A 26,784-nucleotide genomic window follows, 5' to 3' on the forward strand; every position below is an offset into this window, starting at 1 on the left:
ACTAACAATTTGGGAATTGGTTTAACAGTACGTTCGTTAAACCAATTCCAGTCAACCTTCATTCTAATGTTGAAGAGGGTATCTTTTCTAAATGGAAATTTTTCCTTTCAGACCTGGCAATTGATATGAAATCATTTTATTGGACGGCTCAATATTTAAAAGTTCACAAACTAGTGGTGCAAAAGCTAATTGCGGAACCACTTCACTGTAGACGCCAGGCTCAACTTTTGGACTAATGATAAAGAGCGGTACATCACGCTCACCATCAGTTGTGCCGCCATGGTTGCCATATTCACTCATTCCATGATCAGATGTAATTAAAATGTGGTAACCTTCTTTGATCCAAATTGGCAAAAGTTGTGCCAACAAGCTTCCCATTTTTAAGATTTGTTCACGATATTCTTTCGATTCTGAACCGAAAATTTCTCCTTTTACATCTACACCGAGCGGATGGATATATAAAAAGTGTGGGTCATACTTTCTGCGCAAGGCTTCTGCGTCCATTAACACATGACTGTCTGGATAGTCATCGTCCCAATAGAATTTTCCATATTGAATCGGCTTAGACTCATCCTCTTGCTCACGATCTTCAATAAAATGGAATGGCGCCCGATTATAAAGTTCGCTTACCCAGTAATACGATACCGTTCCGTTCCTTAATCCGTTTTCTTTCGTAAGATGAAAGAGACTTTTCTCGGTAGATAAGCGAACGGCTTGATTGGACGTAATTCCGTTCACTGAAGCCGGTGTACCCGTTAGTAACACTTCATATAATGGGCGGGAAAGACTTGGGAGTTCCGACTTTACTTTGTATAGTGCCGCCTGATTTGTTTCAACTAGATGTTGAATAAATCCAAGAGCCTCACATGCTTTATCATATCGCATACCATCAACAACAATTGCTATTACTTTATTTGACATGGACTAACACCTCTTCTTGCCAAATCTGCGGTAAATTTTTAGCCGTTTCTTCCCATGCTTTGTAATCTTCAATTGGTTTTGCATTTTTGTACTGTTCTTCTGGAACCATTTTTTCAGCTACTTCTTTCGGAAGTTCTACATCGCGAATTGGACGGGCAAACCCTTTAGCTAAGTTAATTTGTCCTTCATCACTTAAGATATATTCTCTAGTTGCCATCGCTGCATGCGGATGCTTTGCAAATTTGTTAATAATAGTTGCATAGCCGCTTACGACTGAACCTTCACTAGGAATGGTTACTTCAAATTGATCACGTTTAATTTGATTAGCGTAACCAAGGGCATTGAAATCCCAAACAAGGGCAACTTCCACTTCCCCTTTTTCGATGTTAGCCGGCTTGGCATCAGTTAAGCTAAGGCGGCCTTGCTTGGCAAGCTTAGCAAAATAGTCAATTCCTGGTTGGAGATTTGTTTCATCACCGCCGTAAGCGATGGCGGCTGCAAGAACGGCCATTTGGTTCTGTGTACCACGCTGAACATCTCCAACTGTTACTTTATAATCTCCTTTTAATATGTCACCCCAAGATTTTGGCGGGTTATCTACTAATTCTTTATTAGTAAAGAATGCAATTGTTCCTTGGTAGCCAACAACCCAATCCCCGTTGTCATCTTTTGCCCAGTCAGGTACCTCGTCCCAATAGGAAGTTTTATATGGAATCGTTAATTCTTTTTGTTCCGCGATTGGCCCAAAGGAAATCCCTACATCGCCGATATCAGCTGTTGCATTCTCTCCTTCAGATTCCATTTTGGCAATCTCTTCGGCACTGGATAAATCTGTATCATTGTGTTCCAATGTATATTTTTTCATCACTTCATTCCACGTTTCTCCCCAGTTAGCCCATGAATCAGGCATACCAACACTATTAATTGTTCCCTCTTCTTTTGCCTTTGTTTCAATTTCTTTCATGGTTAACGAACTTGGATCCTTAACAACTGGAGCAGCCTCCTCTTTAGTAGCTCCACAAGCAGCTAATCCTAGTACACTCACTCCTAACATCACAGCTTGAATAGACTTGTAACAATTCTTCTTGAATGTGTAATTCATAAAAAGTGCCTCCATTTAGTGTGGAATTTTTAATGTTTATTACTGTTTGTTACAACTTGATCATAATCAGACAATGTTAACTCCACATTAATCCAATGTTAAGGTTATGTAAATCAGTTCTTTATTTGTCCAATTCATCAGCTTTTATTTTCAAAATGGGGTCCCGGTAGCAAAACGCGGAAATAAATACACTTTTTATTATTTTTTTGTCCGTATGGACGGTTTCTTTAGGTGTATCAAAAACAAATGAATGTAAATGACTACACAAATGAAGCACCGTTTACGCGGTGCTTTCTTGTATAATGCCCAAAACAAGTCGGACATTTTTTGATTATAAAAATTAAGGTATCCAAATCGGCAAAAAAATAGAGCTATTTATCAGCTCTAAGTTTTTATTCATGATTAAATTTTTTATTGGCAATCCAATAATTCGTTACCAAGAGTACCAGCAAAATACAAGCAATTGTTAGTAGTACATTGACTATTTCGTTTAAATTTACCGAACCTGTGATTAGAGATTCCATTGCATGTTTACTCATACTGGCTGGATTTACATAATCAATTGCTGGATTCAAACCGACGATAATTCTGCAACCCAAAAGGTAAACAATTGAAATTAGCGCGATAATACCTTGACTGTGAAAAATAGTACTAATCATTGTTGTAAAAGATACGATATAAAGAACCCATACAAGATAAAATAATAGTGCAGCAATCATGTCTAAAAATGGAACATCTTCGAAAAGATAATTTACGTATAGATAAGAAGAAAGGTATCCAATCGTTACACTAAAAGCTATTATCAAATAATTTGATACAATTTTTCCACTGATATATGAAAAAACAGTAACAGGTCGTGTTAAGATAAAGGCCAACATACCATTTGATTTATCTGATTGAATAATCCCCATCATTGAGATAACAATAATCATAATCCCAAGCTGATCAAATTGGGACCCTAACGTGGTGGATAGTACTTCTCCTCCTTTTTGAGCTGCCACACTCGGATCAATTGTAATGCCTGTCCCTCCTCCTAACGATTCCAAAATTGATGGCAAGTAATAAGTTACTATTGGCTGAGTTATTCCTAAAAAGAGAAAGACAATCGGTAGCCAAATAACTTTATAATCACGTACCATTTGAACAAATTCTTTTTTTATTAGTACAGTAAAATTATTCATTTCACACCACCAATTTTAAAAATATTTCTTCTAAAGTATCATTATTGATTTCAAATTTTACGATGTCCACGTCGTGAGAGAGTGCATTCATCAGTAGCATATTTTTGTTTTTTTGGATGTTTTCAACTTTTATTTGGACTTTATTCCCTATGACCTCGACTTCCTTCACATAAGGTAATTTTTTTATCATGCTAATCCATTTTTGATCCTTCGATATGATTTCTAAATTTAATTTATTTTCGTTATTTCGGTTCAACAGTTCTGTGATTGTTGTATCTTCTATTTTTGTTCCATTTTTAATGATTACAAATCGTTCACATATTTCTTCTGCATCGCCTAATATATGGGTTGATAATAAAATAGTAGTATCTTTTTTTATATCTTCGATCAGGTTTAACACTTCTCTTCGCCCAATTGGATCTAATGCAGATACTGGCTCATCCATGACAATAAGTGAAGGCTTATGTAATAGTGCTTGTGCAATACCAAGTCTCTGTTTCATTCCACCAGAAAATGTGCCGACTTTTGAGTTTTCTTCACCTTCTAGTCCGACTTTTGCTAAAATTTCAGGTATCCAGTTCGATAATTCTTCTTTTAGCATTCCAGAAAGTTGACCCATAAACGTAAGAGTTTCTTTCGCTGTCATCCATTGAAAAAAGTTAGGGTACTGTGGTAGGTAACCAATTTCCCTTTTCATTTTCGATATTTTTTTCCCATTCAACAAAACTTCACCAGAGTCTGAATTGATAATATCTGAAATCACTTTTATTAATGTGGACTTCCCTGCCCCATTCGGACCGATTAATCCGACACATTCTCCTGAATTCAGTTCCATCGAAAAATTATTGACAGCCATTTTTCCTTTAAATTTTTTCGTAACATTTTTGATTTCTAATTTCATATTCTCTCACTATCCTTTCTCCCTATGGTGAAGTACAGAATTGGTCCAAGTGTATTGGCAAATAGAATAATTAGCACCCATGGGAGCACATTTTTTCTTGTTTTTCTATGTCGGTATAAATCAATTAATGCAATTAAAATTAATATCGTACTTACTACAATAACTGGCATTATTATAGGTAGAAAAGCCATAAAATCAATATCTTTTAGGTCACCCAGTCCGTATTGCAGCTTCATTTCCGTCATCCCCTTCAATCTCATTCTCATTCTTAATAATGATAACTTAGTTGCAGGTGTGTTGCAATAGCTATTCTCATTATTTATAATGAGATTAAAATTAAACATTGAATGAGGTGAAATTGTGAGTAACAAAATTGAAGTTATAATGCATCCAGTAAGAATGAAAATTTGCCAAGCATTAATGAGAAATAAAGAAAATGGACTCACACCCTTAGAAATGGTAAAAATCATTAAAGATGTGCCTCAATCAAGTCTATATAGGCATATACAAACCATGGTGGATTCTGGTGTCATCCACGTTATTAATGAAAAAAGGGTGAAATCTGTTTCCGAAAAATATTATGCTTTAAATGAAGAAGAGGCAAGAATTGACGTAGAGGAATGGAAAAAGGCTTCTAACGAGGAAAAATTAACCTATTTTTCTTATTATCAATTATTACTTATGACTCAATATCAAGATTATCTTAAGAAATTAGGCGAACAAAACTGCCAAGAGGACCTTGCTGCTTTTTCTGTAGTTGAATTAAAGATTGATGAGGAACACTTTATACAATTTCAAAACGAATTAAACGATTTATTGACTAAATACTACAATACTACAAGCAAGAAAACAGAGTCTCCGGTTCGAACAATTGCTTTTACAATTATTCCAGATGCTTAACAGAAGCTATCGTCTCACTAGAAAAAGAGAGTCTTAATTTACCTCGATGGCTTGGAGTATTCTTCGAGCCATTATTTATGCAAAAAAACCTTCTTCAACTTATTTTCATGGTAGTCAAGAAGGCAACATCATTTTCATAAAAGTAAAATCTTTATCGACACATATTTTAATAAATACCTTTTGCATTAACTGGTAGTTCTCTAACGTGTTTTAGGAATTTAGTCATTTTTTTATCGTCATCAATTGGATATATGTACAATAAATGTGCTGCAACATCTTTTGCTAGAGTTCGAAACAATTCACAAGTAACAAATATTGATCTCCAAAAATTCTCATAGTTATCGTCAGAATAAGTTTCTTCGTACATTTCCCAATAAGATTCAGGAAGGAACTTTTTGAAATGCTTACCCATCTTCCCCGTCGAAACTTGGAAGTCGTGTTTTATGCCGACCCACCAAGAAACCATCTCATCTAGTCTAACCCTTATTACATATTCAAACATTTGCTTTGCATATGGTAATTCATCACGCCATATTCCTTTTCCAACGTTCTGTAGACACCACCAAAAGTCATTACAGCAACTAAAATAGACTGGTTCTATTGGCTTCTTTACCCAATAATCAATATCTGAAGGAGCAGGGATGGGCGGAAGTATATGGTCCTTATCTAATAAAGGAGTTGTAAGTTTATCCTTGATATACCCCTCATCCATAACTTCTCTTGTTTCGAGATGAAGGTCTATACGATTCCCATCTGTAAAGAGCATTAAATATCCATAGGACCTGTCAAAATCCATTTCCATACCAACATGTTTATCAATTTTATCAGGTTCTTGAATCATAAGTAAATCTCCAAAAATACTTATCCATTTTTCATCTTTTATGAAAGAGGCAGTTTCCGTCACTACATAAACAATATCGTAATCCTGAAAAATATCCTTTGGGGCATTTGGATTGGTTCTTGAACCGTTCATATAAACAGCTCGAATACGTTCATCCTTTTGTGCTATTCCTAATATCAAATCATACATTTCTTTTTCGGTTCTCAATTGCTATCCACCTCCGTAGGATTCTCCATCTATTTGTTTCCATTAAATATCAATAATCAATTATTTCTATATAAGTAATGGTATTTCCTTTAATCCCAATACATTTGTTCTTGAAATAACTTTCTCGGTTGGCAGAATAAGGAAATGGGGATATTGGTCTATCTAACCCCAAAAAACTTAGTACTTTACACTCGTTGACTAAAATATAAGTTTAAACGATAATGATAATCGTTATCAATGATAATAATTATCAATTATTTAGGGGGCTTTATTATGTTTATTAAATTTTTAAAGGAAAACCGTTTTGTCTCACTGCTACTTACTTTACTTCGACTCTATCTTGGTTGGCAGTGGTTAAATGCTGGTTGGGGAAAAATCTCTAGTGGAAAATTTGATGCAAGCGGCTTTTTGTATGGAGCAGTAAAAAATATGTCTGGTGAACACCCTGCTGTTCAACCTTGGTGGGGGAATTTTTTAAAAGAGGTAGCATTACCGTATGTTGATATTTTTAATGTAATCGTTCCTTGGGGTGAATTTTTAGTAGGTCTCGGATTAATTTTAGGTATTTTCACCACATTTTCTATACTAATGGGGCTTACAATGAACTTTGCTTATATGTTCTCTGGAACAACCAGTACAAATCCACAAATGGCTTTACTAGGGATGTTTATTCTAGTTGCCGGACTAAATGCGGGAAAAATTGGTTTGGATCGATGGTCCATACCTTTTTTAAAAAGATTATTTTTAAAAAAAGCAGAGAAAGAACAATTCCCCCAAAGTGCTTAAAAGGAACACAAAATCAGCGATTTGCCTAAAAATAAGAGAAACGTCTGCTTTATAAGCAAACGTTCTTTGGAGGTCACACTTTAAAAATATTTGGATTGGGTGTAGTAATAATATATGTACAAGATATTAAAACTGAATAGGCAAGCGCTGAGCTAAATGAAAAAAAGTTCTCCAAAATCAGGCTTAACTCATTGGTTATTCACATGAAAGGCTGCATAAGCTAGAGTGTACCCAAAGCCCCATAACCAATTCATGGAACATACACCTTCATGAGTAATAGTTTCAACCAAAAAAGCCCTTATAGGGCTTTTTTTGGTTAAGAATAATTGTTTCTTCTTAGAAACAGATTACTGCTCCTACGATGATTAACAAGATAAACAATACAACAATTAAAGCAAAGCCGCCGCCATAGCCGCAGCCGACACCGCCGTAGCCATAGCCACCACAACCACCATAACCACCATAACCAAACATATTACAGACCTCCTTTAGGATTATTCTTTACAATCTATGTTAAGAAATTAAATTTGGGAAGGGCTTTTTCACTAGGTCTTTTACGGGACAACTACATCCCCTCCTACGAAACCCGCCATATATAGCGAATAGCTCATTTCTGTAAAATCTTAATAACCAAGAAAAAAAACATTCGGCCATTTTTTGTCGAGTAGATAGGACGTAAGCCGTTACTTTTGTCCAATGGTTGCATTTATTATAGTAATTGCTTTTAAAAGCGCTTTGGTAAAGGTTTTATAACCATTTTTCAGGAAAATACACTAATTGGACCATGTGGAGGTTATTGAATGGCAGCAAAAAAGAAAGACAAGTTCTTTAATCATTTAAATAACATTTCTTTAAATTTAAAAGAAAGTGCGAACTACTTTGCTGACTACAAGTTAAAAAATGTTAGTGATCTTAAAATTTTTTCCGAAACGATGAAAGAATTTGAATCAAATGGAGATGCCATGGTTCATGACCTGATTAGGGATCTAAATAATGCCTTTATCACTCCATTTGAGCGTGAAGATATTTTGGCTCTTTCCATCAGCTTGGATGATATTTTGGACGGTTTATACCATACAGCTGCCCTATTTGAAATGTACTCTATTATTGAAATGGACTATTATACGCTTCAATTTGTTGATGAGATCAAAAATTGTGCCGCGGAAATTGATGCAGCGATTCAACTGCTTTCCACTAAGAAATTGCTTCATATAAGAGAACACGCAATTAAAATTAAAGAAATTGAGTCGCATTGCGACCATATTCTGCGTGCATCCATTAAACATTTGTTTACCGCTGAGCTTGACCCTATCCGAATTATTAAATACAAGCAAATCTATGAAGGTCTAGAAGAAATCGCGAACTGCTGTCAAGCAGTGGCGAATTCGTTTGAAACCATTATTATGAAGAATGCGTAACACGCTTCATCCTCCAGAAAGTAATTTGTTCCTCCATATTGCACTTTATCCCAAGAAAAAAAGCCTCAAACCTGAGGCTAATTTTTTTGATACGATTTATTGTAAAGATAGTAAAGTCATTTGTTGACCCCTTTTTCCTTCAAGTGTTAGGGTCACTTTTTCCCCTTGATGTTCATATAATTCATTTAACATGCTGCCTGTTGCTTTAGCAGCATACGTGATCCCATTAGATGTGATAAACCGAAACGTTCCTTGAGGGTCCACCCCACCTATATGTGCTGTAACTTTAATTTGATTCGTAGCCGTTGCTGTTGTGGCAGGGATTTTGATTTCTTGGCCAATTTTCAACTTTGCTGAGTCTACGGTTGGATTTAATTCTTGAATGGTTGAGACAGAGATATTTAGGGCTTTACTGATTTTTGTAAACGTGTCACCGGGCTTAACCACATACACTGATGGACTTGGTTTTGTTGTTGCTGGCAGGTTAGTAGTTAAATAGGTTTCACTCACATACGCTGCTTTGCCTTTGAAATTAATCTGAGCCCAACCATTTATAGATGATTTGACAGAAACAAGATCGTTTAATCGTAACGTACCTATTACAGCACTACTCGTAGTGGCAGCGTCTCTCACTCTCAAGGAAGTGGCCGTTACATACATGGGTTTGGCTTGAGTGATCGCTGGTTTCGTCGTTTCTTCTGGTGTGGTAAGATAATTGGCACTCACAAAACAAACTCTTCCTTTGATCAGAATGCCAGCCCAGCCGTTTTCTATGAAGGAGACCTTCACTACATCCCCTTGTATATATTTTCCGATGACACTGCTTTCAGTCGTCGGGTGTGACCGAACATTTAGCGTGGTCGCGGTAACCGTTCTGTTATGTACTTTTGGTAAAAGAATTTTTTTACCGTTAATGGAAGTTCGTCCATTGGCCTCTACGATTTCTTGTACTGTTACTCCATGTGCGGCAGCGATCTCTTCGATTTTTTCACCGTTTTTTACCTGATAGGTATATTCCTGAATAAAGGCTGCGTTTGATGTGCTTGCAAAAAAGCTAAGGACGACGGTAAAAATACCCGTCACGACCAGTTTTTTTACTGGGCTGGTTTGAATCCATTGGTTCACCTGTGACACATATGTATTCCAATTGGCACGAATATCTTGTAGGAATCCTTTGACATCTAATACATTTCGAATATCAAAATAATGGACGCGTTGATCATATTCGCGTTTTTCCATCCTTGAAGTGAACTCTGGGACAGGTTTGGTTGGCTTGCTTTTTCCGTGGGTTTCTTTCCTGATTCGTCTTAATTCACCATTTACAAATAATTCTTTGGTCATAATAACTTGTTCTCCTATTTCCTGTTTAGGGTCATTCATTTGTTGTCATTTAAGAAAAATGAACGATTCTGTATTTTTATTAAGGTAGACGATCAAGGTTAACACTAAATGTGGCCCATGACAATATACCTCCCCTTTGTATATTTCGACATTTTCCATCATTTTCTGTCCCAATTCTTCGTTTTTCTTTCAGAAATATACAAAAATACTGACACTGACTAAATCACTATGGCAAATTTTTCAAAGGCATTCCCCTATATATTTGCATAAGTATATAAAGAAGGAGTGAAATACAGTGAATGCTCAAACAGAAAATACAAAAGAAACCAAGAAAAATAATAATTCTGACAAGACGGAACTGATTTCACAACTTGAAAAACAAGTCTCCGTTGCCGTCTGGATTCAATTTATTGGTCAGATCATGGAGGCATTTTATTTATCTAAGATTATGTTAATTGATGAGGAAGTCCAATCGGATGCCAATGAGAGACAAATATTACTGGGAGCATGGATTCAAACCATGGGCCAATTTTTAGAAAGTATTGGTACGACGAAACAAGTATTAACGGATGAGGAAAAGCTCACGTTGGAAGCTCAAGAAATCACCAATTTGGGAGATTGGTTACAATCCTTAGGGGTTGTAATAGAAGCAAACGCAGGTACGCAAATTATTCTGGAGGAAAAAAAGAAAGAATTGGAACCGACCGAGGAGTTCTTGCCATAACTGTTAATTATTTGTTGAAGTTTAAAGACTTAAATTGTTACCTGGCTAAAACAACTACATTGAAAAAAGGAATGGGTTGGAAATGAATCAATCTGGAATGCTCTTGTTTAATGAAAATGATAAAAGACGGATATTTCTGCGGCCTCATGCTTTTTATCACCATTTTTACTATGGGGGACCACATTTCGGCGCCCCTTTCTGGGGAGGGTTTACGGGTGGAATGATGGGAGGCCATTATTTATCCCCATATGGTTACAGTTCCCCTTATTATGGATATGGTTATCCTGGATATTATTCCTATTATTAGTTTAATGACTTTTTTTACTGCCAGGTGCAAGAAATTATAGTTGAAGATGGGGTTGCGGCTGCAACTCCTTTTCTAATTCCACTAACGGCAGTTTAGTTTATTAAGAATCTTCCATCTGTTTAATTGAGTGCCAGCTCATGTTATAATGAGTAACTTAGGATAATTACTACTTTTACTTAGAATTGAACGGATGCCAAGAAAAGCCTCCGCCAAGCGATTAAATATGGAGGTGTAATAGAATGAATAAACGATGGACGATTGGTAAAATTAAAGAATTTGTTGAGAACCATTCAGAAAGTAAGTTGCTAACCACGGAATATCAAGGTTTTTCTCAAAAGTTACTATTTAAATGTGCATGTGGCAGCAACTTTGAAAAAACATTTACGAAATTTAAAAATAATGACCAACGTAAATGTGACGTGTGCCAACCTCCAAAAGCGACACGATAACGTATAGCGAATAAACGAAGTGCCAATTTCTATTAAAGAGAAGTTGGCACTATTTTTATTTTATAGGGGAATAAAAGTGGATTTCACTATAGGGCGGTTTAGACGAATATTCCTTTTTAAACTACCGGATGCAAGAGTTAAAGATCGGAGCTGCCATTTTGGCGGCTTTTCTTATTGGACCAATGGATTAGGATGCTTCTGTCATAAGTTTCCTAAGCTTTGAACGGTATGGTCGTTTGTAAGTTTTTTATTAAGATAATATTTAAAAAAACGGTATGAAATGACTACATAAAATCGATATAAATTTCCGTTGATTGGAAAAAATATAGATTTTATCCCTTTTTAAATCGAAGGTCCTATTCTAAATTAACTGTCTATCGACTACCAGACTATTTTTCTTTTTACAATATCTTCATATTCAATTAATAAATCCCATTTATAATCAAAGCCGTGGTAAAGAAAAGTAATCTGAGAGGGGAATATGAAGCATGACAAATGAGAGATCTTTGGATCAGTTAATTAAGAATTTTAACGAACAAAATTTGCAAAAGAATATTGACCGCCGCAGCTTTCTTCATGGAGCCGGCAAGATTGCGGGGCTGTCCCTAGGGTTGGCTATTGCTCAATCAATGGGAGGATTTAAAGTAGATGCTGCTCCGAATTTCAGCGAATATCCTTTTACTCTTGGTGTTGCTTCTGGCGATCCGCAATCTGACAGTGTCGTTTTATGGACAAGGTTAGCTCCAGATCCGTTAAATGGCGGTGGGATGCCCTCTCATATCGTTCCCGTCAATTGGGAGCTTGCATCAGATGAAAACTTCCGAAGCGTAATCAAACGAGGAACAGAACATGCTTCTCCTACCCTCGCCCATTCTGTCCATGTAGAAGTGAGCGGCCTGAAGGCGAATACGGTTTATTATTACCGTTTCAAGACCGGAAATGAACTAAGCCCTGTTGGAAAAACAAAAACCCTCCCGGCCGCAGGTGCCAGTGTAGCAAGCATGACGTTCGCATTCGCTTCCTGCCAGCAGTATGAACACGGGTATTATACTGCATACAAGCATATGGCGAAAGAAGATCTCGATCTTGTGTTCCACGTTGGCGATTACATATATGAATACGGTACGAACGAGTATCTTTCTCCCACAGGCAATGTCCGTGCCCACAAAGGCGATGAAATTATCGCGCTTGAAGATTACCGCACTCGCCATGCCCAATATCGTTCAGATGAACACCTAAAGGCTGCGCACGCTGCATTCCCGTGGGTTGTTACATGGGATGACCATGAAGTGGAAAACAACTACGCAAATGTCATTCCAGAAAAAGACCAGTCTGTTGAAGAGTTTATCAAGCGCCGTGCCGCTGCTTACCAGGCTTATTACGAGCACATGCCGCTTCGCAGGTCGTCATTGCCGCACGACGGAGGCATGCAATTATACAGGGATTTCACGTATGGGGATTTGGCGAACTTCTATGTTCTTGATACACGCCAGTACCGTGATGACCAGGCGAATGGTGATGGAACGAAAGCTCATACACCGGAATCCTTGGATCCAAAGCGCACTCTTCTTGGAACAGAACAAGAAAAATGGCTGCTTTGCAATCTAGGAAACTCGAAATCTTATTGGAACGTCCTTGCGCAGCAGATTTTCTTTGCGCAGCGCAAATCCGGAAGCAGCACGGCTCCGAAATACAGCATGGATTCTTGGGATGGCTATCCGGCCGCACGAGAGCGCGTTACGGATTTCGTCGCTGGACATAACATCAACAACGTAATCGTCATTACTGGAGATGTCCATGCAAGCTGGGCTTCTAACCTGACAACGGATTACAACAATCCAGACGCTCCAATTTTTGGAGCAGAGTTTGTGGGTACATCGATTACGACAGGAGGAAACGGATCGGATTTGCGTGCAGACACAGCCAAAACTTTAGCGGACAACCCGCACATCAAATTCTTTAATAATTACCGCGGTTACGTTCGCTGCCAGGTCACTCCGCAACAATGGCGTGCAGATTACCGTGTCGTTCCGTTCGTAACTGAGCCGGGAGCAGATATTTCAACAAGAGCGTCATTTGTTTATGAGAAAGACCAGAAAGGGATAAAGGAAATTGCAGCCACCACGGTGCCTATGGGTATCAAAATGTCTGCAGAAGTCGAAGAAGACCGCCACAAAGCCCACGCACGTGCGCATGAAATCCAAATGGAGAAAAAGCGCAAACGCGAAGCCGTTCCTAATTAATTAAGATCATACCTGTAGAACAGCAGGCTTTTAATAAGAAGGATACAAAATAGAATCGTCTATTTTGTATCCTTTTTATTTTGAGGCATATTATCGTAGTTATTCCTAGCGTACAAAGATTCAAACTTTGAAATAAGAAATTTTTACAGTATAGATTCAAAGATAGTGAAAGAATGGGATTTTATTGCACCTGTCAGTTGAAGAGAAAATAGTAATAATTTTAAGCTTTTTGGTAAATTTTAAAATAAAAACTGTTGAAATTGGGTGTTCCTATTGCGTGTTGTTCTGTGCCTAATTCTGGTACTTTGCTGCTGGAAATTTGGAGATCTAAAAAATTGGAGAAAATATTACCCCACTATTTTGTACCTGATTGCAAATAATTTATTATATAGCTTCTTTGTTAACGGAAAATATTTTCTATGGAAGTTGGAACCTGATTTTTTATTAAACCATGCCTTTTCAGTATTAGTTCAAACTTTCATCATTTTTCCATGTATTGTCATACTATTTTTGTCATATTCACCTAATAATCGGAAGAATCAAATAATTTATTTGCTAATATCGGTAGCAATTCTTGTTTGTATCGAAGGTATAATGTTTATTGGTGGAAAAATCACCTATCATAACGGGTGGAATTTCTGGTGGTCAATCGCCTTTAATTTCATATGGGTTATTTTGTTGAGATTTCATTACCTTAAGCCGATTCCAGCTTGGTTGGTTTCTATTTTATTTACAGCTTTTTTTGTCATTTATTTTCATGTTCCGTTGCCTTAACACAAGTAAAAAACGAAAAAAGATTTTTACCGTTGATTTCAGACTTTAAAAAAATTTAATACTTAATCACACCGAACTTATTGTAGGTGCATAACATGCCTATATGTTTATTTGATACCTAATAAGAGGTGAAGAAATTTATGGCTTCCTATATGGATTATACATCTCCATCAACTCAATACACTTTTGACGTAAACAAAAGCCCCCTGTTCATAAAAGATAACCAAAACTATATTAATGTATTAGGTATTAAACAGTTGAATACACTGGAAAATGTGTCTCTGCTGGACATTTTCCTAAGTACTAATAATGTTGTAGAACCGCACTATCACCAAAATGCAGCCGAGCTAGTCTATTGTATTTCAGGTACTGCTACAGTATCCATCCTGAACCCCTTTACAAAACAGATACTCAATTACACGATTACTCCTGGACAAGTGGCGAACGTTCCTCAAGGTTGGTGGCATTATGAAGTAGCTGCGGTTGATAACACTCATCTATTGGCTATTTTTAATGCACCAACTCCAGAAGTAATTTTAGGATCTGACATATTAAAATTTACTCCTGCAAACATCATGTCGCATACCTATTGTCTTGATGAAACTCAATGGAAACAAGTAACTGCACCTGTAAAACCCTCAACATATATAGGTCCATACAAGGACTGCAACAAAGCAAGAGAAAATATACCTCATCAAAATGTACATCAACCGTATCAACAGCCCCAATATCCACAATACCCACAAACACCATACGCTCCTCAGTATCAGCGATATCGTTGATAGCAGAGAGACCATTACAACTATAACTGGGACGAAGACCGCTTCGAATCTTGAAGGGGTCTTTGTATGTTTATATAGATGGGCTGATCTAACTAATGATTTAGTTAGATTTTTTTGCGATGGGCATACCCCTACTCAAGTTTACTGGTATAAGAGAGTGATAGTTTGGCAATAATGATGATAGTTCCATATTCGAGGGGGTTATGAGGGTGAAAGAGAATAGGTTGTTATTGTCAGAGTTTGCGAGTGAGGAAGGTTTTGAGCTTAACAGCTATCTTACCAGTTTGTTTGAATATTTTTCTAGTTTGACAAAAAATGAAGGCACGAAGATTGAGCCAACCCCTTGATTAGTGAGGAGTGGCTTTTTTTTGTGTGTTTATTTAACTGTGTTGGGGGATGAAAATGGGGTTTCAGGCATTTTTGGATTTTATTCTGGCAAACCTCCAAATTGTGGATTCCGCCTACTTGTGGAGGAATTCCGCCGATTTGTGGAGTCATTCCGCCGATTTGTGGAGGAATTCCGCCAAACTGCGATGGGATTCCGCCAACTTTGACTACTATTCCGCCAAACCCCTTTTTAGTTACCTTTTTTAAGAAGAATCTTGCCTAGATTACTCCACTCCCTCCATTCAACCTCAAACTCCCCAAAAAGCCAGGCGCCAGACTGGCTCAGGTAACTTTTTTTTCTACTTTTTCCATTCGACCACCCTAATTTCAAGACATAAAAGCATTAAGTTACCTTTTTTTTATTAAAACCCTGCCGCCGCCTGAAATTTGGTGTCAGGCACCGCGACCTCTTCCCGTCGATTTGCCCGAGGTTTGGTGTCAGGCACCACCTCTTCCCTTCGTTTTACCTGAACTTTGGTGTCAGGCACCACGATAATTGCTTTGAGATGAATTGCGGTGCGATGGAGTTTTCGCAAACGTTTCCTATTCGGCGAGGGCGATTTTGGGTTCATTTTTCAAAAATGTGTTTTGGATTGAGGCTTGCCTTCCTCTTTGGGTGTGTTTTTGGGTATAATAGTGGAATATGGATTTTTTGGAGGGGGTTGTGGCTTTGGAGTCGACGCCTGCAAGTGAACGGATTGAGCTTTTTGGGGATCAGGTTCGGGAATTGCTGCACCCGACGGTGACGGAGGATGCGAAGCTGGTTCAGAAGGGTTTGATGCTGTACCGGCAAGGGCTGGTGAAGCAGTTACAGATATGGAATGAGCAGATTACGGCGACGGTCCAGGATGTGACGCCTTGTTATGTGAAGTTGAATTTTGAGTTTTTGTCGCAGAGTGAGTGCTCGTGTCCGACTGAGGGGTTTTGCCGTCATCAGATGGCGGTGTTTTTGAGTGCTTATTCTCGGGTTGGCAGTGTGGCGGATTGGGTCGCTGAGTGGCGGGAGCCGATGCGTGAGTCGAAGGCTGTTTCGGACTGGGGGCTGCAGACGGCGAAGGATTTGATTAAGGCGAATGGGGTGTCGAAGCCGGATTATGGGCGTTGGGTTCATTCGTTTGAGGTGAGTTTTGATACGCTGCTGGCGACGAAGAAGTATACGAGTCCATATGTGATTCCGGAGTTGTTTGGGATTTATGAGCGCCGGATTCATGCGAGTGCGCCGGTTGAGCAGGAATGGCGTTTGCTGTATGAGTTGGTTGGGATCGTGGTTTCGTTTCGGAAGCTGGCTCGACTGAGTGAGCAGCTTGGGCATGATGAGGATATGGTTAAGCGGGCTTATTTGCATTTGTTCCATAATTTGATGGATGATGCGGAGGAGCTCTCGATGAAGATTGGCGTGCAGTCGCTGCCGTTTGATTTTGATGAGTTTGTCGATAAGTTACGTGAGGATACATTTGAGCTGTTGACGTGTACGCAGGGATTGGCGTATGAGCGGATTTTCTTGTACCGGCTGTTGTGGATTCATTTTTTCAAGAAGAAGGCGTGGCGTGAGGAAGAGTTAGTGAAGATTCAGGCGCGGAAGAAGGAGTTGCAGGATTGGGAGAGCCCTGCGCCGTTGCTGCTGGCTGGAATTCATTTGAATTTTCTGCTTGGGGATGATGAGGCGGCGTTGAAGTTGACGGGTCCGTTTGGTGATGAGGAGATTGCACCTTATTTGGTGTATTGGATTGAGTATTTGTCGGGGCTGAAGGCGTGGAAGCGGGTTGGCCCGGTGATTGAGTTGTTTTTGCAAAAAGTGAAGGGCTATTTGGAGTGGCTTGGCGGTTATCATAGTTGTGCGACGTTTGTGCGGAATGCGCTGCGGGCGGTGGCGCCTTATTGTGCGGAGAGTGACCGGGTGGATTTGTATGAGCGGGCGATGCTTTCGATGCTCCCCTTTAGTTTTGGGGATTATGAGTTTGTGTTGTTTGAGCGCGGGCAGTATGACCGCTGGGGTGAACTGCAGGCGTTTGTGGGCTTGGATTATTATGAGTTGCCGAAGGACCGTTTGAAGCTTGTGGAGAAGGAGCGGCCTGAGGTGCTGTTGGCGATGCTGCATCAGACGGCGCAGCGTGAGATTGATCAGAAGAACCGGGCGAGTTACCGGATGGCGGTACGGCACTTGAAGAAGCTGCGTACGCTGTATAAGAAGCTGAAACGGGTAGATGACTGGGAGTATTTCTTGGATACGTTGATGGAGCGGACAAAGCGTCTGCGGGCGTTTCATGAGGAGTGTAAGCGGAGTAAATTGATTGAGGGTTGATGGTTTTTTCTTGATAGAGCAAAAGGTGCCAATTCTAGTGGCACCTTTTATTTTTGTTATTTTTACCATGGGGCGGCGGTGCAGGTTCGTTCGAATGTAAATTTGAACTGGGATAGTTACCGTTGAAGCAGGCTAAGTAACAATAACGAGTGTATGTTTTGGGCTATGGCCTGATAGGTGATTTCGAATTCTGCATGGTCCCCTTCTGCATGGCTGACGGGAATGCTGATTCCGAGAGAGTCGCTGGTGAAATAGCTAAATGTGTCGGACTGATTTTCGGTGCCGATATTGTCGAGTGAATCAGCGTTTGTGAGCATGTTTAGTAGGTCGCTTGGGTGTATGCTGTTCAGGATGCCTTGGTGTTCAGGCTTCATGGATTTGGCGTTTTGCTTGAGATTTCCGACGAAGTTTTCATCGATATTGACCATGTCTTTTAATTGTAGAATAGTTCCCGTTTCGATGTCGATATTGGTTGTATAGTAATGATTATTGGGATGGGCTGCACTGTTCATGTACCCCACTCCTGTGTATTGAATGCTCAGCAGGCTGGGACTTTTGGATTTGATTTCATAATTGATTTCGAGGGTTAGGTCTTGAACCTCGGGCAGGTAGTAGTTTAGTACTTTGATGGCTTCTTTTTTTATTAGTTCGTTAATGGTTTTCTCCTTTTGCTGATCGCTTGATTTCTTGAGTTGGGGATAGTTTATTTTGATGTTGTTTTCTGTGTAGTTTGTTTTTGTTATTTCGTAGGGATTACTGGATGGACTTGGATTGTTAGGGCTGCTATTGTTGTTATTGTGGTCGGGTGGTTCGGCGGGCTTTACGCCGGGGTTGGTGTCAGGTTTTTCGGTGTCATCGGGTTTGGTATCGGGCTTAGCATCCGGTTTTTCAGCAGGTTTTTCGTTTGGATTTTCAGTTGCTGGCTCGGGTTGTGGGTCACCACTCGTTTTCGGATTATTCCCTTGGCTGCATGAGGTTAACAACAGAAGTAAAAAGATTAATAGCGTTATCATGAGATTCTTCTTTCCCATATACGATCTCCTCGTTTTATGTCCTTAATAGATACAATAAAAAATCAAAGCTTAAGCTTCCATTGGTGGGTCCAGATGAAACTAGATTTCGCCATCAATTATATGCCAATTTATTCGTTTTATGTTACTACTGGCGGTTTCCTTTCTCAGGTCATTATCTTTCCGATTATGGAGAACCAGCACTTATTAGGGGATGGATCCCTGCCTGGGACTACTTTTAAGTTACCTTTTTTAACAAACAAACCACGTACAAATATACTACTTACGGAAGAACTTCAAGCCTCGCCCTCCTCTAACCACACTTTTTTGGGTATAATAGAGGATATGGATTTTTATGGAGTAATTTAGATTGTTATTTATGGTGACATTTATGGTGTCAGGCACCGCTCGAGGACACTTTATTGATTTTGTCCATACTGAGCGGACATTTGGTTAGAATTAGATAGGTTGACTGGTATTGTGGCTTGTTTATTTTTAGGGGAAATTTGTTTTGTGCTATTTTGGATGGGTTTTGTGCCATTTTAATAAGGTTTTGTGCCATTTCAGGGGGCTTTTGTGCCATTTTTAAGGGGTTTTGTGCAATTAGACATTTACTGGAAATTTTTATCTGACTTTGTTCTCTCCCCCAATAAAGGAGTTTTGGATCGATGCTTAAAACAAGGTTTATGAAATTGCTGACAACTAAATTAGGGGAAGGTCGCTTTCTTCTTACTGCGGAGGATGAACGGGGTCATGTGATGAGCCCGTCTAGATGGAAGAATCTCGTTTTCAGCAGTCATGAGGAAAGCTTCTTTGGTACGCTCCTTGAGACGGAGACGGTGAACGACGTTGAGGGTGTGGTGGTGAGCGGCTGGCATCTGGTTTCGCTTTTTGCCAAGGAGTCGTTTAATCGCTATATCGAATGGGATTGGAATGAGCAATCTGAGATTTGTCTGGCGGCCGCCCATTCGCTGTATGAAGGCATCGTCGAGAAGGATTGGCTGCCGGACTTTTCGGTCTGGGAGCACGGAGATTTCCGTTGGAAGCTTCCTGAACGCGTGAAGGATGAGTTTGACCCGTCGTTTTGGGAACAAAGGATTGAGGAGTCTGAGCCCGCCGTCGACGAACTGATTGGCCATGAACTTGGGACGACCAAAAACTATATCTCAGACTTGTACAATGATGCCCTCGATGGCTATTTAACGCGGAATTCAGCAATGAAGGAGTTATTCGGACCGAAGCTTGATTTGCTCCGGAAGCAAAATATTTCCGGCGGTGAGCTCGCTCGCTATTTTGATGAGGAAAGCTGGCTGGAATGGGTCGGAATTAAGGAAAGCGACACACCGTTTACGATTGGGCTGCGCTTAGATGAGCCGGTTGATGGCGAAGGTGCGTGGAGTCTGGATCTATTTATACGAGGAAAGAAAAACGTCGATGAGGTTTATGATGTGGATGGGACCACCAAAATCCCAGCGAAGTGGCGTCCATTTTTAGAAAAAGTTGACCGCGAGCGGGATCGCTGGGTGCGATTGATTCCGTGGTTGGGTGAAGACGGTTATTTTAAAACGCATCTGAGCGAGGAAGAAGCGTGGATGTTTTTGACGGAGGCGAGTGAGACGCTGGTGGCGTTGGATGTCGAAATCCTTCTCCCTTCCTGGTGGCAGGCGATGAAAAATGCCAATCTGAAAGTGAAGGCATCGCTGAAGGGTGGCTCGAGTCACCGGCCGTCATTCGTCGGGCTTCAGGCAATGCTTGATTTTAACTGGCGCTTTTCGATGAATGGTGTCGACTTGTCCGAAGATGAGTTTGGGAAACTTGTCGAGGAAAAAAGGCGGCTTGTCTTCATTCGCGGCCGTTGGGTAAAGCTTGACCCGCAGTTTATTCGACAAATACAGGATATGATGAAACGCGCCGAAAAAGAGGGCCTGCATGTCCGTGATTTGCTGGAACAGGAATTGATGGAGTCGGATGCGACCGAGGATGAACTGGATAATCCAAAGGCATTTGCGAAAATTCAAATTGAGTTGAACCGACAATGGAAGCAAATGATCAAACAGCTGGCGGAAGTCCACGAAATTCCGCTCGAGGACGTCCCTTCTGGTTTGCAGGGTGAACTTCGTCCTTACCAGCAGCTCGGCATGAGTTGGCTCTGGTTCTTGCGCCAGTACGGATTTGGCGCCTGCCTCGCCGATGATATGGGTCTCGGTAAAACCGTCCAGCTGATCTCTTACCTTTTGAAGGTGAAAGATGTGGTCGGGGATGAATTGGCTGTGGTGCCTGACACCCGAACTGAGGCGAAAAAACGCCGTAAGAAGGATGAGGATGCAGCTGCAGTTAAAGTTCCAACCAAGGCTGCGTTGATTATTTGCCCGACTTCTGTACTTGGAAACTGGCAGAAGGAGCTGGAGCGCTTTGCACCGGAGATGAAGGTGTATTTGCATTACGGGTCCAACCGTCTGAAAGAGGAAGCTTTTGCGGAGAAGGCAAAAGATGCCGATATTGTTTTAACTTCGTATGGGCTGAGCCACATCGATTTGGCGGAGTTTGAGTCGCTGATTTGGAGTTCGATTGCGATTGATGAGGCGCAAAACATTAAGAATGCCCAGACAAAACAGTCAAAGGCAGTTCGCAGACTGCGCGGCCGTCATCACATTGCGCTGACAGGAACACCGATGGAAAACCGTTTATCGGAGCTGTGGTCGATCTTTGATTTTACCAATCATGGCTATCTTGGCAGTTTGGGCCAATTCCAGAAAAAGTTCGTGATTCCGATTGAAAAAGATGAGAAAAAAGACAAGGTTCAGCAGCTTCAAGCGTTGATCCGGCCGTTCTTGCTGCGTCGCACGAAAAAGGATGAAGAGGTTGCCCTTAACCTCCCTGATAAGCTGGAGCAAAAGGAATATTGCCCGCTCACCGCTGAGCAGGCGTCGTTGTACGAACAGCTTATCCATGACACGTTTGCGGAAATTGAAAAACTGACAGGCTTTGAGCGCAAGGGGTTAATTTTACAAATGTTAAGTAGATTGAAGCAGTTGTGCAATCACCCTGCCCTCTATCTGAAAGAAAAAGCGGCTGGGCGCGAGCTACTGGAGCGTTCGAATAAGCTTGAGAAACTTGTCGAATTGATTGACGCCGTTTTGGAACAGGGCGAAAGCTGTCTGATATTCACCCAATATATCGAAATGGGCGAAATGATTCGGAGCACATTGAAGAAGAAGTTTGGCATTGAGGTGCCTTTCTTGAACGGAAGTGTGCCGAAAGTGAAGCGTGACGAGATGATTGAGCGATTCCAGAATCAGGAGTTTCCTGTGTTCTTGCTGTCATTGAAAGCAGGCGGAACCGGGCTGAATCTGACGGCGGCCAATCACGTCATCCACTACGACCGCTGGTGGAATCCGGCTGTTGAGAACCAGGCCACCGACCGTGCCTACCGGATCGGTCAATCGCGCTTCGTTCATGTGCACAAGATGATTTGCACAGGTACCCTCGAGGAGAAAATCGACGCGATGCTTGAGAAGAAGCAATTCTTGAATGACCAGATTATCCAAAGTGAGAACTGGATCACCGAGTTATCAACGGATGAGCTGAAAGATTTGGTTTATCTAGGGTAACGTGGTTTTTCGTGTAATGATGGTGCCTGTGATGGTAATTGTGTCAGGCACCATCGTGTAGACCAAAAAACATACAATGAAAAAACGCTCAGAGATTATCACTCTGAGCGTTTTTTATTGTTTCACTTATAGTCCCCCGTTTGTTTATAGGCAACTCTTTTTTGGAAGAATATCCCTAAATTAGGATTTGCAGTTTATAAATTTCCTGTGTAATGGGAGGAAAAAGCTAAATACAACAAAATACAACGGTATTGAAAAGAAAAAGCTCCAGCCGTGTGGCTTGATATAACCTACTTTTCGCATTCCCCATTCCACTAGAGTAGCAATTATGGTAAATATAATGACTAGTATCCATTTATTTGTTTTCTTAAAATAGTTTAAAAAAACAACAGAAAGAGATGAAGGAATTAAGGTGTAACTAATAAACTCACCGATTCCCGTGATATTCGGGTTACCAAAATCAACAAGGTCGAGCATTTTTGCAAATAAGGAATCACCAATCCAAGCAAAATAACCAATGATTCCAAAAGTAATATAAAATTCTCTCCAACCGATCTCTTTTTTAGGCATAAAAAGAGCATATAAAAACAATAACAAGCCTACACAGATTGGCAGCCAAGTTCCTTGAGCATGTAAATCTAAATTCTTCGTCACTGAACTCAAACGAATCACCTCTTATTTACTTTCTCCAAATTTATTATGATTATTTCAAGTTTTGTCCTACGGTTGGACTAGTCATTTAATTTAAGATTTGCAGATTATTATATCGAATTGATTTAAGCCGCAAAAAAAGTCATTCTCAATAGAATGACTTTTTTACTGCTTTATACAAATAGATCTGTCTGATTGTTAAACTCTTGCACTCGTTAGTTTAAGTGCAAAATTTCACAATTTTTATTGTGGAATAAAAAAAGGCAACCTTCATCTTGAAGAGTCGCACCCGCTACTTTAAAAGTCATTAGTTTTCTTGTATTTTTCAAAAAGATATTGAAATCCATATAAGAAAAAAGCCTTGTAAAAGAAATATAGAAAGAATTGAAATTCGTTAAATTGAACTAATTTATAGAGTTTTAATTTTGTGAATAACCTTGTAATTGGAGATACAAAAATTACTTCGCCAATAACATTTAACATAATAAACTTTTTAAAATTTCCGTATCCCCATTTTAATGTCCATAAAGACATCGCCAACATTGGACCTATGAGAAAAGGAAATTCATTTTGAATAAAGGACTGTGGTTTATTATAAAAAGACCACCATCTGCGTTTTTTTCCAATTTGAGCATCCAAACCACATAGTAGAACTGCAAGGATTGAAGCTGGTAAAAATCTCTTTATAGTCCGCCATCCTAACAAAGGTATTGTAAGCCACGAGAGTAATATCATTACAATATTAAGTAACCACTGTTTTTTCATTGACATATTAATACCCCCCTTATCCAAAAGGAATTATTTAACTTAGTATATCTCCTTCTTTATTTAGCTATTCTGCCCCTTTAGTGCAACAAGAAAAGCTGCCAAAATGACAGCTTGATCTACAACTCTTGCACCCGTTAGTTAAACAAGGTCCATTCACTTTATTTCAAGTTTGCAAGGATTTAATAACGGCACCCCAAATGGCAAAGTAAATAACAGATACTTTATTATCCATTTTCAGTGGACAAAATTGTTTTCCTGATTAAAAATGTGGTTAAACTTAGGATGGTTCCTATATGTTAATAAATAAACCATGATATTGAGCTGAAAAGAGGTAAGCAAATGATTCAATCAATTGTTCACATCGCATTAGTTGTTAGAGAATATGATGAAGCAATAGATTTTTATACTAATAAACTTAATTTCACATTAATTGAAGACACTTATTTACCAGAGGAGAATAAGAGGTGGGTAGTGGTTGCTCCACCTGGTTCTGTTGGTACAACAGTACTACTCGCAAAAGCATCTAAACCTGAACAAGAACCATTTGTAGGTAATCAGGCAGGCGGGAGAGTCTTTCTATTTTTAAACTCCGATGATTTTTGGAGAGATTATAACGAGATGACCTCAAAGGGAATAGAATTTGTAAGAGAGCCAAAAGAGCAACCTTATGGAACGGTTGCAGTATTTAAAGATTTATACGGTAACTTATGGGATTTGCTTGAGTTAAAAGAAGACCACCCAATTTTAAAGCGAATTAAATAACTGATTCTAAAAGCAGGGTACTTATATACCCTGTTTATCCCCTTTAGTTTAAGAACAATAGGTATCGTCGCAGCAACCCCTTTTTTAATTTAAATAAAAAAGCTACCGTTTTGTGGTAGCTAATCGACAAACAAAAAACAATGTTATCTTTTGATGATAGCCATCGAAATCAGAGCTTGTCGTAGAGTAGAATATGTGGGAACACCATTAAATTCGAGTCCTAGCTGTACAGCCGTTTGTGCTATCTCAGGTCTAACTCCTGTAAGGGTAGATGTCACCCCTATTAATCTCAATGCTTTTATCAGATGGAAAATTTGATGTGCTACCATTGTATCAATCATTGGAACGCCTGATAAATCAATAACAAGAAAATTTACTCCTAGATTTGCACACTGGTTTAATGTATTTTCAAGCATTAACTTTGCCCGTCTTGCATCTATATCGCCCACAAGAGGAAGTAATGCTACCTCGTTGTTAAGAGTAATAACCGGAGAACTTAACTCCTGTATAAGTTCCTGTTGAGCAGATAGTTTTTGATGTAAATAGTATTGATGTTCTTCGACAAAACCTAACATAACTTTATCAAATGCTTTTAAAATCATTCGGTTCCAGCTATCTATCACCTCATTGGGAAACTCACCCATATGTAGAGAAACAAAATCTTTAATATAATCAAGATACTGTTCCCGCACCCTGAAAAATTCTCTTAACATAAAATGGATTGGTGTGTTTAAATGCTGTGGATCTTGAGCAATCGAAAGAATCCATTTTTGAAATTCTTCCAGGAACGCTGTTTCCTCTCTAATAAAAGCCTCACAAAGATGTAAATGGAAATCAAAGTTTTGTTTTTTTAAAGTATCGATTATATTAGGGTCATCCGAGGAATATACTCCTGACGAGTCATTTTTATCTAGAGAATTATACCATTCCTCTGTAAGATTTCTTGCCTTAGCCAATAAAAACGAGTGTAATTCTTTATTTTTATGCAACTTAAATCCCCCCTCCATCAATTCAATATTATATACATTATACTAAGTAAATTTTAACTTATCTTACCAATTAAGTCTTGCTGCATACACCTCCTTATTATACTAACCTGCTCCGTTAGTACAATAAGAGAAGCCACCAAAAAGGGAGCTGGATCTTCAAATAAAAGTAACGCGCTTAGTCGCTCCTTTTTGTCTCCTCATTGAGACAAACTTCTCTTATTTTTCAGTATAATTTTGCTATTTCGCCTATTATGTAACCGCTTTTATGTGAAGTGATTCACATGTATAATAAGTTTATAAGGTATCCAATAACCCATTCCAGGGAGGAATCATGATGCTTACTGATTTTTTGTTTGAACTCAAAAACTGGTTGCTTGGCGATCCAATGGATGAAATCCACGAATTCGAACGATTAGAATCAAAACATACCAGGGTTCACCACGATGAATATATTTACGAGATTATCCGGGTCCATTAATCCATTTTATACGTCAACGAAGCCTTCATAATGTGGAAGGCTTCATTTTTTTGATGTTAAGAAAGAAATTCAACTAGCATAGCCTCAAAAAAAGAAAGCAAACTAAATTCGTGGGGTGCCGAAATTTTTGCATCCTGGCGAGGGAAATCTACATGGGTGGTGAAAAAATGGCTAAAACTAAGAATAACCAATTTAAGAAACATAATACGGCTCTGCCAAAAGCAGATTTGGAATTTGCGGAAGAACGAGGAAATGGCTTTGAAAAAGTCGCATTAAAAGCTCAAAAAAGTCATAATAAGTAAACCAAAAGGGACAGTTAATCTGTCCCTTTTGGTTTTCTAGTGGGGCGTCTCTGTTCTATGCAGGAACGCTTTTTTACTTGCTGCTTTTTTCTTGTGATATATGTAGGATTTGATAAATTACTCCGCTCATTTCTTGTACGCTGCTTACATCGTTTAAAAAGTAAAACACATCGTACTTCCATTTCTCGGGATTATAAATAACTAGATACTCTGTATGATCAATGGTTGGTATTTCTTTTCCTATTTTATCTTTTAAGTTATTTAGACTTTGTTGTGGTGGTATGTCCCTTGTGATTTGGAAAAGATATTTATTCTCTTTGATTTTCGATGTCGTTGTATCAATTAGTGGAATTCCAACATTTACTCGCTGCCATCCAAAAGAGTTGATTATATTGTCATAATACCCATTAAATAAGAACTTGTTTAGCCCGTTGCTGCCGTTCCAAAGGTATAATGGGCAATAACTATTTTGTAAATTATTGTGGATTCCTTTTTCCGTGATCAAATAAAGCTTAAATTTGAGATCCTCAAATCCATCTGTTTTATGACCATTATTTCGGACTCTGTCTCTGATTATATTCATATCATAATCACTTGGTAAGATAATCTTATATTGTGTGGCGATCATTTTATCATTTCCTCCTTTT

Annotated in this window: 29 protein-coding genes; 16 read left to right on the forward strand and 13 right to left on the reverse strand. The window is 39.2% G+C overall.

From position 1 onward, the window contains the following. Positions 1-87: 87 nt before the first annotated feature. From AB7942_RS15175 to AB7942_RS15195, 5 genes are all read right to left on the reverse strand, one after another. Positions 88-921, reverse strand: coding sequence for an alkaline phosphatase family protein (locus tag AB7942_RS15175; protein ID WP_088090110.1), 834 nt, complete (start codon positions 919-921; stop codon positions 88-90). Continuing rightward, positions 911-2,023, reverse strand: a complete 1,113-nt coding sequence (locus AB7942_RS15180; RefSeq protein ID WP_369447512.1) for an ABC transporter substrate-binding protein — start codon at positions 2,021-2,023, stop codon at positions 911-913. Before AB7942_RS15180 ends, AB7942_RS15175 begins: the two co-directional genes overlap by 11 nt. A 392-nt stretch (positions 2,024-2,415) precedes the next feature. After that, entirely contained in the window at positions 2,416-3,204 is a 789-nt protein-coding gene (locus AB7942_RS15185; RefSeq protein WP_369447513.1) for an ABC transporter permease, read from the reverse strand. Between the two features lies 1 nt (position 3,205). Beyond that, a complete protein-coding gene (locus tag AB7942_RS15190) occupies positions 3,206-4,105 on the reverse strand; it encodes an ABC transporter ATP-binding protein (RefSeq protein WP_369447514.1) in 900 nt (299 codons plus the stop codon). Further along, positions 4,102-4,341, reverse strand: coding sequence for a PLDc N-terminal domain-containing protein (locus tag AB7942_RS15195; protein WP_369447515.1), 240 nt, complete (start codon positions 4,339-4,341; stop codon positions 4,102-4,104). Before AB7942_RS15195 ends, AB7942_RS15190 begins: the two co-directional genes overlap by 4 nt. Before the next feature lie 124 nt (positions 4,342-4,465). Between AB7942_RS15195 and AB7942_RS15200 the strand changes: the two genes are divergently transcribed. After that, a complete protein-coding gene (locus AB7942_RS15200) occupies positions 4,466-5,005 on the forward strand; it encodes a transcriptional regulator (protein WP_369447516.1) in 540 nt (179 codons plus the stop codon). Between the two features lie 166 nt (positions 5,006-5,171). On the opposite strand, the gene AB7942_RS15205 is transcribed toward AB7942_RS15200, so the two are convergent. After that, the gene (locus AB7942_RS15205) at positions 5,172-6,053 is read right to left on the reverse strand and encodes an aminoglycoside 6-adenylyltransferase (protein ID WP_369447517.1); all 882 of its coding nucleotides are present in this window, start codon (positions 6,051-6,053) and stop codon (positions 5,172-5,174) included. Between the two features lie 273 nt (positions 6,054-6,326). Here AB7942_RS15205 and AB7942_RS15210 point away from each other — a divergent pair, with 273 nt between their 5' ends. Continuing rightward, complete coding sequence (locus AB7942_RS15210) at positions 6,327-6,839, forward strand: DoxX family protein (RefSeq protein ID WP_369447518.1); 513 nt, start codon at positions 6,327-6,329, stop codon at positions 6,837-6,839. A 336-nt stretch (positions 6,840-7,175) separates the two neighbouring features. Here AB7942_RS15210 and AB7942_RS15215 read toward each other — a convergent pair whose 3' ends face one another. Further along, on the reverse strand, positions 7,176-7,313 hold the full coding sequence (locus AB7942_RS15215; RefSeq protein ID WP_369447519.1) for a YjcZ family sporulation protein: 138 nt from the start codon (positions 7,311-7,313) through the stop codon (positions 7,176-7,178). Between the two features lie 326 nt (positions 7,314-7,639). Here AB7942_RS15215 and AB7942_RS15220 point away from each other — a divergent pair, with 326 nt between their 5' ends. Continuing rightward, the gene (locus AB7942_RS15220) at positions 7,640-8,257 is read left to right on the forward strand and encodes a DUF47 domain-containing protein (RefSeq protein ID WP_369447520.1); all 618 of its coding nucleotides are present in this window, start codon (positions 7,640-7,642) and stop codon (positions 8,255-8,257) included. A 96-nt stretch (positions 8,258-8,353) separates the two neighbouring features. Here AB7942_RS15220 and AB7942_RS15225 read toward each other — a convergent pair whose 3' ends face one another. Next, positions 8,354-9,598, reverse strand: a complete 1,245-nt coding sequence (locus AB7942_RS15225; protein ID WP_369447521.1) for a LysM peptidoglycan-binding domain-containing protein — start codon at positions 9,596-9,598, stop codon at positions 8,354-8,356. 295 nt (positions 9,599-9,893) lie between these two features. Here AB7942_RS15225 and AB7942_RS15230 point away from each other — a divergent pair, with 295 nt between their 5' ends. The 8 genes from AB7942_RS15230 to AB7942_RS15265 all read left to right on the forward strand — a co-directional run bounded on the left by AB7942_RS15230 (position 9,894) and on the right by AB7942_RS15265 (position 17,566). Further along, positions 9,894-10,322, forward strand: a complete 429-nt coding sequence (locus tag AB7942_RS15230) for a hypothetical protein (RefSeq protein WP_369447522.1) — start codon at positions 9,894-9,896, stop codon at positions 10,320-10,322. A gap of 546 nt (positions 10,323-10,868) precedes the next feature. Further along, a complete protein-coding gene (locus AB7942_RS15235; protein WP_088090122.1) occupies positions 10,869-11,078 on the forward strand; it encodes a hypothetical protein in 210 nt (69 codons plus the stop codon). Between the two features lie 488 nt (positions 11,079-11,566). After that, positions 11,567-13,321: an alkaline phosphatase D family protein gene (locus tag AB7942_RS15240; RefSeq protein ID WP_369447523.1), complete on the forward strand. Its 1,755-nt coding sequence runs from the start codon at positions 11,567-11,569 to the stop codon at positions 13,319-13,321. A 264-nt stretch (positions 13,322-13,585) separates the two neighbouring features. Then, the gene (locus AB7942_RS15245; RefSeq protein WP_369447524.1) at positions 13,586-14,095 is read left to right on the forward strand and encodes a CBO0543 family protein; all 510 of its coding nucleotides are present in this window, start codon (positions 13,586-13,588) and stop codon (positions 14,093-14,095) included. A gap of 140 nt (positions 14,096-14,235) precedes the next feature. After that, on the forward strand, positions 14,236-14,877 hold the full coding sequence (locus AB7942_RS15250; protein WP_369447525.1) for a cupin domain-containing protein: 642 nt from the start codon (positions 14,236-14,238) through the stop codon (positions 14,875-14,877). Between the two features lie 209 nt (positions 14,878-15,086). Next, complete coding sequence (locus AB7942_RS15255; RefSeq protein WP_168240856.1) at positions 15,087-15,224, forward strand: hypothetical protein; 138 nt, start codon at positions 15,087-15,089, stop codon at positions 15,222-15,224. 21 nt (positions 15,225-15,245) lie between these two features. Then, the gene (locus AB7942_RS15260) at positions 15,246-15,431 is read left to right on the forward strand and encodes a hypothetical protein (RefSeq protein WP_369447526.1); all 186 of its coding nucleotides are present in this window, start codon (positions 15,246-15,248) and stop codon (positions 15,429-15,431) included. Between the two features lie 503 nt (positions 15,432-15,934). After that, positions 15,935-17,566 carry an SWIM zinc finger family protein gene (locus tag AB7942_RS15265; protein ID WP_369447527.1) on the forward strand — a complete coding sequence of 544 codons (1,632 nt, stop codon included), beginning with the start codon at positions 15,935-15,937 and terminating at the stop codon, positions 17,564-17,566. A gap of 116 nt (positions 17,567-17,682) precedes the next feature. Here AB7942_RS15265 and AB7942_RS15270 read toward each other — a convergent pair whose 3' ends face one another. Next, positions 17,683-18,597, reverse strand: coding sequence for a polysaccharide deacetylase family protein (locus AB7942_RS15270; protein WP_369447528.1), 915 nt, complete (start codon positions 18,595-18,597; stop codon positions 17,683-17,685). Positions 18,598-18,672: 75 nt separating this feature from the next. On the opposite strand from AB7942_RS15270, the gene AB7942_RS15275 reads away from it, so the two are divergent. After that, complete coding sequence (locus tag AB7942_RS15275; RefSeq protein ID WP_369447529.1) at positions 18,673-18,945, forward strand: hypothetical protein; 273 nt, start codon at positions 18,673-18,675, stop codon at positions 18,943-18,945. A gap of 299 nt (positions 18,946-19,244) precedes the next feature. Next, a complete protein-coding gene (locus AB7942_RS15280; RefSeq protein WP_369447530.1) occupies positions 19,245-22,187 on the forward strand; it encodes a DEAD/DEAH box helicase in 2,943 nt (980 codons plus the stop codon). A gap of 180 nt (positions 22,188-22,367) precedes the next feature. On the opposite strand, the gene AB7942_RS15285 is transcribed toward AB7942_RS15280, so the two are convergent. Together AB7942_RS15285 and AB7942_RS15290 are read right to left on the reverse strand one after the other, a co-directional pair. Beyond that, positions 22,368-22,841 (reverse strand): hypothetical protein, encoded by a 474-nt coding sequence (locus tag AB7942_RS15285; RefSeq protein ID WP_369447610.1) that lies wholly within the window; start codon positions 22,839-22,841, stop codon positions 22,368-22,370. A 294-nt stretch (positions 22,842-23,135) separates the two neighbouring features. After that, positions 23,136-23,609: a hypothetical protein gene (locus AB7942_RS15290; RefSeq protein WP_369447531.1), complete on the reverse strand. Its 474-nt coding sequence runs from the start codon at positions 23,607-23,609 to the stop codon at positions 23,136-23,138. A 336-nt stretch (positions 23,610-23,945) separates the two neighbouring features. On the opposite strand from AB7942_RS15290, the gene AB7942_RS15295 reads away from it, so the two are divergent. Next, complete coding sequence (locus tag AB7942_RS15295; protein ID WP_335398314.1) at positions 23,946-24,368, forward strand: VOC family protein; 423 nt, start codon at positions 23,946-23,948, stop codon at positions 24,366-24,368. Positions 24,369-24,511: 143 nt separating this feature from the next. On the opposite strand, the gene AB7942_RS15300 is transcribed toward AB7942_RS15295, so the two are convergent. Further along, the gene (locus AB7942_RS15300; protein WP_369447532.1) at positions 24,512-25,357 is read right to left on the reverse strand and encodes an STAS domain-containing protein; all 846 of its coding nucleotides are present in this window, start codon (positions 25,355-25,357) and stop codon (positions 24,512-24,514) included. Between the two features lie 331 nt (positions 25,358-25,688). On the opposite strand from AB7942_RS15300, the gene AB7942_RS15305 reads away from it, so the two are divergent. Beyond that, entirely contained in the window at positions 25,689-25,835 is a 147-nt protein-coding gene (locus tag AB7942_RS15305) for a hypothetical protein (RefSeq protein WP_369447533.1), read from the forward strand. A gap of 152 nt (positions 25,836-25,987) precedes the next feature. Continuing rightward, positions 25,988-26,137 carry a hypothetical protein gene (locus AB7942_RS15310; protein WP_369447612.1) on the forward strand — a complete coding sequence of 50 codons (150 nt, stop codon included), beginning with the start codon at positions 25,988-25,990 and terminating at the stop codon, positions 26,135-26,137. Between the two features lie 73 nt (positions 26,138-26,210). Here AB7942_RS15310 and AB7942_RS15315 read toward each other — a convergent pair whose 3' ends face one another. Next, positions 26,211-26,765: a DUF4865 family protein gene (locus AB7942_RS15315; RefSeq protein WP_369447534.1), complete on the reverse strand. Its 555-nt coding sequence runs from the start codon at positions 26,763-26,765 to the stop codon at positions 26,211-26,213. Between the last annotated feature and the right edge of the window lie 19 nt (positions 26,766-26,784).

Source organism: Neobacillus sp. BF23-41 (assembly GCF_041106275.1).